The organism is Mycolicibacterium sp. XJ2546 (assembly GCF_053483195.1).
Genome location: NZ_JBEFRW010000005.1, coordinates 289,769 through 298,507 on the forward strand (window position 1 = coordinate 289,769; position 8,739 = coordinate 298,507).

The 8,739-nt window shown below is 68.9% G+C and carries 8 protein-coding genes; 4 read left to right on the forward strand and 4 right to left on the reverse strand.

All coding sequences use genetic code 11. From position 1 onward, the window contains the following. The first annotated feature begins 6 nt into the window (after positions 1-6). Positions 7-501, forward strand: a complete 495-nt coding sequence (locus ABQE44_RS11830) for a pullulanase (RefSeq protein WP_448392002.1) — start codon at positions 7-9, stop codon at positions 499-501. 6 nt (positions 502-507) lie between these two features. Here the strand turns inward: ABQE44_RS11830 and ABQE44_RS11835 are convergent, their stop codons facing one another. Both ABQE44_RS11835 and ABQE44_RS11840 read right to left on the reverse strand, forming a co-directional pair. After that, the gene (locus ABQE44_RS11835; protein WP_448429906.1) at positions 508-1,281 is read right to left on the reverse strand and encodes a TIGR03084 family metal-binding protein; all 774 of its coding nucleotides are present in this window, start codon (positions 1,279-1,281) and stop codon (positions 508-510) included. Between the two features lie 5 nt (positions 1,282-1,286). Then, the gene (locus ABQE44_RS11840; protein WP_448392003.1) at positions 1,287-2,528 is read right to left on the reverse strand and encodes an MFS transporter; all 1,242 of its coding nucleotides are present in this window, start codon (positions 2,526-2,528) and stop codon (positions 1,287-1,289) included. A gap of 157 nt (positions 2,529-2,685) precedes the next feature. On the opposite strand from ABQE44_RS11840, the gene ABQE44_RS11845 reads away from it, so the two are divergent. Beyond that, on the forward strand, positions 2,686-3,300 hold the full coding sequence (locus tag ABQE44_RS11845) for a YqgE/AlgH family protein (RefSeq protein WP_448391543.1): 615 nt from the start codon (positions 2,686-2,688) through the stop codon (positions 3,298-3,300). Here the strand turns inward: ABQE44_RS11845 and ABQE44_RS11850 are convergent. Further along, the gene (locus ABQE44_RS11850) at positions 3,297-3,647 is read right to left on the reverse strand and encodes a hypothetical protein (RefSeq protein ID WP_448391544.1); all 351 of its coding nucleotides are present in this window, start codon (positions 3,645-3,647) and stop codon (positions 3,297-3,299) included. The two genes, ABQE44_RS11845 and ABQE44_RS11850, sit on opposite strands and share 4 nt — an antisense overlap. Positions 3,648-3,724: 77 nt before the next feature. Further along, positions 3,725-4,702 (reverse strand): LpqN/LpqT family lipoprotein, encoded by a 978-nt coding sequence (locus ABQE44_RS11855; RefSeq protein ID WP_448391545.1) that lies wholly within the window; start codon positions 4,700-4,702, stop codon positions 3,725-3,727. 177 nt (positions 4,703-4,879) lie between these two features. Here ABQE44_RS11855 and leuS point away from each other — a divergent pair, with 177 nt between their 5' ends. Both leuS and ABQE44_RS11865 read left to right on the forward strand, forming a co-directional pair. Beyond that, positions 4,880-7,765: a leucine--tRNA ligase gene (gene leuS, locus ABQE44_RS11860; protein WP_448391546.1), complete on the forward strand. Its 2,886-nt coding sequence runs from the start codon at positions 4,880-4,882 to the stop codon at positions 7,763-7,765. A gap of 96 nt (positions 7,766-7,861) precedes the next feature. Next, positions 7,862-8,739, forward strand: an 878-nt coding sequence (locus tag ABQE44_RS11865) for a PDDEXK-like endonuclease domain-containing protein (protein WP_448391547.1), incomplete at its 3' end; no start/stop codon positions are given.

Here is an 8,739-nt window from a genome sequence, read left to right on the forward strand (position 1 = left end):
AAGGATATGGACTACTGCCTTGGCGACGGGGACGGTTCGGCCACCATGTGGACCGCGGCGCCCGATGTCGACGTGGACGGCGACGGTGTGTTCGACGCGGTCGGGCTGGATTTCGACGGTGACGGGCTGCGCGACGACGCGATGGCTGACCTCGACGGCGACGGCCTCGCCGAGCATTTGGTGCGCGACGCCTCCCCTGATGACGCCGCGCTCGCGTATTTCACCGACGACGGCACCGGCACCTGGGCGGTGGCCGTGGACCGGGGTTTGCGGTGGTTCCGGCTCGACGGCACCGAACAGTTCGGCGGGCCGATGGTCGACATCGACGGGGACGGCCAACTCGACGACCGGCTGTCCGACGCCGACGGGGACGGCCTGGCCGACCGGGCGCTCGGTGAGGCCGACGCGTACGTGGACGCCGACGGCGACGGCCGCTGGGATGTGAAGCTGTCCGACGCCGACGGGGACGGTAAGGCCGACGGCGCCGACGAGCTGTCGTGACGCGCGTCAGCGGCCCGGGCCCGGCGGCCCGGCGAAAGCCTGGGCGATGCCCAACCAGGTCTCCGCGTCGTCACCGGTGGCCGAGACGTCCAGTTCGGCGCGTGGCCGGCGCTGGGTGACCAGCAGACAGAAGTCCTCGGCCGAACCGGTGACCCGCTGCGCCGCATCCTCGGGCCCCCACGACCACGTCGACCCGTCGGGCGCCCGCAACTGCACGAAGAACGGATCCTGCGGCGGCGCAAGCCCGTTGACCGTGAACGCGAAGTCGCGGGTGCGCACCCCGATGTGGGCGATCGAGCGCAGCCGCGCGGTGGCCGGCCGTCGCACCCCGAGCGCGTCGGCGACGTCGAGGCCGTGCGCCCAGGTCTCCATCAGCCGCGCGGTCGCCATCGACGCGGCGCTCATCGGTGGCCCGAACCACGGCAGCTTGTGGCCGTCGACCACCGCAAGCAGTTCGTCGTGCAACCGGCTGCGGGTGTCGCGCCAGTCGGCCAGCAGGTGCTGCGGCGGTGTGGCGGCCAGTTCCTCGGCGCCCGCGTCGACGAAGCCGGCCGGATCCTTGCCCGCCTCGGCCAGCACGGCCGCGAACGCGTCCTCGTCGGTCACGGCGGTGAGCGCGACACGGTCGGTCCACAGCAGGTGCGCGATCTGATGGGCGATGCTCCAGCCGGGCGCCGGCGTCGGTGTCGTCCAGCGCTCCGGTGCGAGGTCGGCCACCAGCGCGTCGAGCTCGTCGCTCTCGGCTCGCAGATCGGCGACCATCGGCGCGGCAGCAGACATGGCGGTCACTGTATCGCCACCGGCCGGTCCCGTCGGCCGATCACGGCGTGGGCGACCAACCCGACCAGGTAGACGCCGACGCCGGCCAGCGCCAGCGCGGGTTGGCGCCCGTCTGGCGGAATCACCATGGCCGACAACGCGATCGCCGCGATGAACGATACCCAGAACAGCGAGTCCTGCACGGTGAACACGTGTCCGCGCAGCGCGTCGTCGACATCGAGTTGCATGGCGTTGTCGGCGCACAGCTTTACCACCTGACCCGCCAGCCCGAGCAGGAAACCGCACGCCACCATGACCGGAAGCCACAGCCCCGAACCGGCCAGCTGGATCAGCGCGGCGCATACCAGTGCCCCGTTGGCGGTGGCGTAACGGCCCCATCGGCGCACGGCGATCGGTGTCACCGGCGCGGCGAGAAACGATCCAACACCGGTGGCCGCGACGAACAAGACGGCCGTGCCGAGCCCCGCGACGGCCGGGGTGTCGCTGTGGCGCACGATCACCAGCACCAGCAAGCTGTTGATACCGAACACCATTCGGTGCGCCGCCAGCCCAGTGAGCGTCGCGGCCACCGTCGGCACCGCCGCGACCGTGCGCGCGCCGTGCACCCACCCGGTGGCCACCGCGTAGAACGCCGACCCGTGCACGGCGCGTGCGCTGTCGTCGGGACCGAGGACCCGCGGCCGGAAGCGCCACGACAGCCACAGCGCCAGCCCCACCGGAACGGCGACGATCAAGATGATTGCTGCGGCACCGGCGTCGTCGGCGCCGAACAGCCAGCGGGGCAACAGCATGAAGTTGGCGCCGAGGAACGCCGCGACCGCGCCGGTGGCCGCGGCGACCGAGTTCATCGCCACCACCTGATCCCTGGGCACCACATGCGGCAGCGCCGCGGACAGGCCCGAGGAGACGAACCGGGTGAAGCCGTTGACGATCAGCGCGCCGAACAGGATCGGCAGTTCGCCTGCGCCCGACTCGAGCAGCGCCGCGACGGCCAACACCAGAAGCAGCCGCCCGGTGTTGGCGCCGACCAGGACTACGCGCCGGTCCCAACGGTCCAGCAGCGCACCGGCGAACGGGCCGAGCAGCGAGTAGGGCAGGAACAGCACCGCGAACGCGCCGGCGATCGCCCACGGCTCGGCGGCGCGCTGAGGGTTGAACAGGATCGCGCCGGCGAGAGCGGCGGCGAACAACCCGTCGCCGAACTGACTGACCAGCCGCAGTTGGAGCAGCCGCCAGAATTCGGGCATGCCGCGCACCGAGTGCCACAGGGTGATGGGTGCGCGAAGGTCGGCCAGCGGGATCACGTCCTGGTTGTGCGGATCGGGACCGGACCCACAGTACAAATCTCGCGGCGGGCCGCGCTTGTTCTCCACGTTGTTTGGTTGCTGGTGCCATGATGGATAGGTGGCGCAGTCGGAGGAGCCGGAGGATCGCAGAGAGGGGGTCGCCCCCGCGGCGCATCGGGTACGGGCCGGAACTCTACTGCTGGCCAACACCGACCTGTTGGAGCCGACCTTTCGGCGCAGCGTCATCTACATCGTCGAGCACAACGACGGCGGCACGCTGGGGGTGGTGCTGAACCGGCCGAGCGAGACCGCGGTGTACAACGTGTTGCCGCAATGGGCGAAGCTGGCCACCAAGCCCAAGACGATGTTCATCGGCGGGCCGGTCAAGCGCGACGCGGCGTTGTGCCTGGCGACGATGCGGGTCGGAGTGGACGCTGACAGGTCGCCGGGGCTGCGGCACGTGCAGGGTCGGATGGCGATGGTCGACCTCGACGCCGACCCGGACTCGATCGCGCCTGCGGTCGAGGGCGTGCGGATCTTCGCCGGCTACTCGGGGTGGACGATCGGTCAACTCGAGGGCGAGATCGAGCGCGACGACTGGATTGTGTTGTCTGCGTTACCCTCTGACGTTCTGGTCGAGCCTCGGGTGGACCTGTGGGCGCGGGTGCTGCGCCGTCAGCCGCTGCCGCGGTCGCTGTTGGCCACCCACCCGATCGACATCAGCCGCAACTAGCTGCAGGACAGCGTGCAGGTGGCGCAGGTGCCGCCGCATACGCCCGCCGCCGCCGAGTCCGCGCCGACGCGGGCCAGGCTCTTCGCGCTCTGCCAACACCCGGCGCCCACCGTGCCGACGGCGCCGAGCACGCACACGATCGTCACGATCAGCGCGGTGCCGGGTTCGGTGGTCAGCGCGACGGCCCCACCCACGGCCAGCATCACGGCGGCGGCGAACTGGGTGGGCACCAGCGAGCGCAGCACCTGCCGCGCGGGGTCATCGGAGCGCGGCCGGCTCAGCAGCCACAGCGCGGCCGCCGCGGACGCCACTGCGGCACAGAGGCAGAGGATTCCGGCGACCAACATGTGCCACACAATACGAGACGTGATGGCGTCCCCCGGGCGCCAGGCTTCGCCCGGGGGACATGTCCATCGCGGTAGCCCTAGCTGGGCCCCGTGTGCGCGAGCGCGTGTGACACCTGCGCCGACGCCGGCGGTGCGCTGGGCGGTGCCGGCGCGGCAGGTGCCGGTGCCGGGGGTGCTGCTGGGGGCTCCGCCGGGGCCGGAACGCTCACCTTGAAGCCCCGAACGATGGCGTCGGTGGCGTCCGCGGCGGGCACCACCTGGTCGATGCTGGTGGTCACGGCCAGCGAGACGAGATAGCGGTCCGGGCCTGCGGTGGCGATGACGTGGCGCCGCGACGTGTTCAGCGTCATCGAGTGTTGCCGGTAGGTGCCCTCGATGACCGACGACGGCATGCCGCCGAAGTTGGCGAACGACGCGTCGGTAGAGCGCCATGCGGGCAGTTGCTGGCTGTCGACGAAGCCGTGGCTGATGGCCTCGATCGGATCGAAGTCACCGAGGAGTTTGTAGACGGTCACCTGGGCGTTGGACGTGTACAGGCCGTTGCCGCCGACCCGGTCGGCGATCACCGCGAACGCGTCGGGCACGTTGGGGTCGGGCACATGGGACCACCCGCGTGGCAGGGGCAGCACGATGTTGAGCGCCGTGAAACCCTCGCTGCGCTGCGGTTCGAGCGTGACGCCCTGGGACTCGAGGAACTCCCGCAGCGTGCCGGACGCCGCCGGCGTGATCGCGATCTGCGGGGACGGAGCGGGTGCTGCGACGGGCGCGACGGGTGCGGCGGCGGACGCAACGGGTGCTGCGGCTGCTGCGGCGGGTCCGGCGACCCCGTTCTGCGCGACGCCGGTGGCGGAACTCACACCTGGTTGAACGAGGGCCTGCGGCGCGGCGTTCGGCGTCACCGTAACCGTCTGTGTCACAGTGGCCGGCGCCGGCATCGGCGGTTGCGGAGCCACCGGCTGGGCGGAGGCGGTGGTGCCGGCGAGGCCCACTACACCAGCCGTCGCGACGGCGGCTCCTGAAGCCAGAACCCGCCAGCGGCGGGCGATCTCGATCATTGAGGTCGGTCCTTCCGTACAGCCTTGGTGCACGCCAGGCGCCGACTGTATCCACACCGGTGCGTTAGCCACTAGAGCCGGAACCGACCTGCAACCTTGTTCTGACTTGTCCGCAACGCAACCGATACCAACCCGTGGCCGACGCAGACGAAATCCGCGGGCTTATACCCTGTTCACGTGACCGAACCGCCGACCGCTCAACCCGCGGCTGCCGCCGACGCCGGCGCCGAAATCCCGCAGCACCGCTACACCGCGGAGCTCGCCGGGCAGATCGAGCGCGCCTGGCAGCAGCAGTGGGCCGACGCCGCCACGTTCCACGTGCCGAACCCGGTCGGTTCACTCGCGCCCACCGATGGCGCCCGAGTGCCCGACGACAAAATGTTCGTGCAGGACATGTTTCCCTATCCCTCCGGTGAGGGCTTGCACGTCGGGCACCCCCTCGGCTACATCGCCACCGACGTTTACGCCCGCTACTACCGGATGGCCGGGCGAAATGTGCTGCACGCGCTGGGCTTTGACGCGTTCGGGCTGCCGGCCGAGCAGTATGCGATCCAGACCGGCACGCATCCGCGGGCGCGCACCGAGGCCAACATCGTCAACTTCCGTCGCCAGCTCGGCAGGCTGGGGTTCGGCCACGACCCGCGCCGCAGCTTCTCGACCACCGACGTCGACTACTACAAGTGGACCCAGTGGATCTTCCTGCAGATCTACAACGCTTGGTTCGATCCGGCCGCCGGCAAGGCCAGGCCGATCGACGAGTTGATCGCCGAATTCGCCTCCGGGGCACGCACTCTCGACGACGAGCGGACGTGGTCTCAGCTCAGCGCCGGTGAGTGCGCCGACATCGTCGACTCCCACCGGCTGGTGTATCACGCCGACTCGTTGGTCAACTGGTGCCCCGGTCTGGGCACGGTGCTGGCCAACGAAGAGGTCACCGCCGACGGGCGCAGCGAACGCGGCAACTTTCCGGTGTTCCGGAAACGGTTGCGGCAGTGGATGATGCGCATCACCGCGTACTCCGACCGGCTGCTCGACGACCTGGACCTGCTGGACTGGCCCGAGAAGGTCAAGACCATGCAGCGCAACTGGATCGGACGCTCCACCGGTGCGACTGTGTTTTTCGCCGTTGATTCGGCCCCGGACGCCGGCGACATCGAGGTCTTCACCACCCGTCCGGACACCCTGTTCGGTGCGACGTACATGGTGCTGGCACCCGAACACGAGTTGGTCGACACGCTGACCGCCGCGGAGTGGCCCGCCGACGTCGACGAACGCTGGACCTACGGCGCCGCGACTCCGCGCGAGGCCGTCACCGCTTACCGCTCGGCCATCGCGGCCAAATCGGATCTGGAGCGCCAGGAGAACAAGTCCAAGACCGGCGTCTTCCTCGGCGCGTATGCCACCAATCCGGCCAACGGTCAACAGATCCCGGTGTTCATCGCCGACTACGTGCTGATCGGCTACGGCACCGGCGCGATCATGGCGGTGCCCGGCGGCGACCAGCGCGACTGGGACTTCGCCACACAATTCGGGCTGCCGATCGTGCAAACCGTTGCCGGCGGCGACATCTCACAGGGGGCGTACACCGGTGACGGTGAGGTGGTCAACTCCGACTACCTCAACGGGCTCAGCGTCGATGCCGCCAAGGAGGCGATCACCCGGCGGCTGGAGGCCGAGGGCCGTGGTCGGGCGCGCGTCGAGTACAAGCTGCGGGACTGGCTGTTTGCGCGCCAAAGATACTGGGGCGAGCCGTTTCCGATCGTGTACGACGCCGACGGCCGGGCCCACCCGCTGCCGGAGTCGATGCTGCCAGTGGAACTGCCGGATGTGTCGGACTATTCGCCGGTGCTGTTCGACCCCGACGACGCCGACAGCGAACCGTCGCCGCCGCTGGGCAAGGCGACCGACTGGGTGCATGTCGAACTGGATCTCGGCGACGGGCCCAAGCCCTACACCCGCGACACCAACGTGATGCCGCAGTGGGCCGGCAGTTCCTGGTACGAGTTGCGTTACACCGACCCGTACAACTCGGAGGCGATGTGCGACAAGGAGAACGAGGCCTACTGGATGGGCCCGCGGCCTGCCGAGCACGGGCCGGACGATCCGGGCGGGGTGGACCTGTATGTCGGCGGCGTGGAGCATGCGGTGCTGCATCTGCTGTACGCGCGGTTCTGGCACAAGGTGCTCTACGACCTCGGCCACATCACCTCGCGGGAGCCGTACCGGCGGCTGGTCAACCAGGGCTACATCCAGGCGTACGCCTACACCGATGCCCGCGGCGCGTACGTGCCCGCCGCCGAAGTCGTTGAGCGCGACGGAAAATTCTACTGGGACGGTCCCGACGGCGAGATCGAGGTCAACCAGGAGTTCGGCAAAATCGGCAAGAGCCTGAAAAACTCCGTTTCACCCGACGAGATCTGCGACAACTACGGCGCGGACACATTGCGCGTGTACGAGATGTCGATGGGGCCGATCGAGGCGTCGCGGCCGTGGGCCACCAAGGACGTCGTCGGCGCGCACCGGTTCCTGCAACGGGTGTGGCGTCTCGTCGTCGACGAACAGAGCGGCGCCTTGCAGATCGTCGAGCACCAGGCGCTCGAGACCGACACGCTGCGGTTGTTGCACCGCACGATCGCCGGGGTGACCGAGGACTACACGAACCTGCGCAACAACACCGCGGTGGCCAAGCTGATCGAGTACACCAATCACCTGACCAAACAAGGGGTGACGGCCCGCGGTGCGGTGGAACCGCTGGTGCTGATGCTCGCGCCGTTGGCGCCCCATCTGGCCGAGGAGCTGTGGCGGCGCTTGGGCCACGACACCTCGCTGGCGCACGGACCGTTCCCGGTGGCCGACCCGCAGTACCTCGTCGAGGACACCGTCGAGTATCCGGTGCAGGTGAACGGCAAGGTGCGCGGGCATATCACCGTCGCTGCCGACGCAGATGCCGACGCGATGGAGGCCGCGGCGCTGGCCGACGAGAAGGTGCAGGCGTTCCTGGGCGGCGCCACACCGAAGAAGGTGATCGTGGTCGCCGGCCGCCTGGTCAACATCGTTATCTAAGTGATTTCGGTGCGCAAACAATCGGTACACGCTGGTTCGCGCACCGAAACCACGGGGAGTGGAACCGCCGAGCCGCCGGCCAACGTCTAAACTCATGTGCTCAGCGAATTTCTGCGCGACCAAGATGGTGTGATAACGCTCGACCAGGCACGTGCGGCGGGCCTAAGCGAGCACGCGGTTCAGCGCCGGCTACGGGCAGGCCAGTGGCAGCGATGCGGTCGCGGCGTGTACTTCGTCGCGGACCGCCCGTTCACCGACGGCGCTCGTATTCGCGCAACGGTCTGGGGCTACGGCCAACAGGCGGTCGCGAGCGGCCTGGCCGCCGCATGGTGGCACGGTTTGACCCGATTCGCCCCGGACATCGTGGACGTCACGATGCCGAGAAACGGACACGGTCGGTGCCACGAAGGCAGTCGGCTGCGGCGACGCGACCTCGACCCCACCGACATCGTCACCGTGCGAGCGCTTCGCGTGACCGCCCCGGCGTTGACGGTTCTGGAAGCTGCGATCCGGCGACCCGGCGGAGTCAAAATCATGGACCGGGCTTTGCAGAAGGACATCGAGCTACGCGAGTTATGGCGAGCGCAGCTGCGTAACAAGGGCCGATACGGTTCGCCGGCGGCACGTCGGCTGTTGCAAGCCGCGTCCGACGGCGCCCATTCGGAAGCCGAACGGCTCTTGGCCAAACTGTTTCGAGAGGCAGGTGTCACCGGGTGGAGAACGAACTACCCCGTGGCTGGATACAAGGTGGATTTCGCGTTCCCAGCAGCGAAGGTCGCCATCGAAACGGACGGGTTGGCATTTCACAGTTCGTCCGACGACTTTCACCACGACCGAGTCCGGCAAAACGACATCACGCTGCTCGGTTGGCAAGTGCTGCGGTTCACCTGGCTGGATTTGACCGAATATCCGCGACGGGTGATCGCAATCATCCGCCATGCGATTTCGGTGCGCGAACAAGCGATACGCGCTGG

Excerpts from the sequence above, each read along its gene's own strand:
- ABQE44_RS11830 (WP_448392002.1), top strand. The coding sequence starts at position 7 with ATGGACTACTGCCTTGGCGACGGGGACGGTTCGGCCACCATGTGGACC.
- ABQE44_RS11835 (WP_448429906.1), bottom strand. The coding sequence starts at position 1,281 with ATGTCTGCTGCCGCGCCGATGGTCGCCGATCTGCGAGCCGAGAGCGAC.
- ABQE44_RS11840 (WP_448392003.1), bottom strand. The coding sequence starts at position 2,528 with ATGCCCGAATTCTGGCGGCTGCTCCAACTGCGGCTGGTCAGTCAGTTC.
- ABQE44_RS11850 (WP_448391544.1), bottom strand. The coding sequence starts at position 3,647 with ATGTTGGTCGCCGGAATCCTCTGCCTCTGTGCCGCAGTGGCGTCCGCG.
- ABQE44_RS11855 (WP_448391545.1), bottom strand. The coding sequence starts at position 4,702 with ATGATCGAGATCGCCCGCCGCTGGCGGGTTCTGGCTTCAGGAGCCGCC.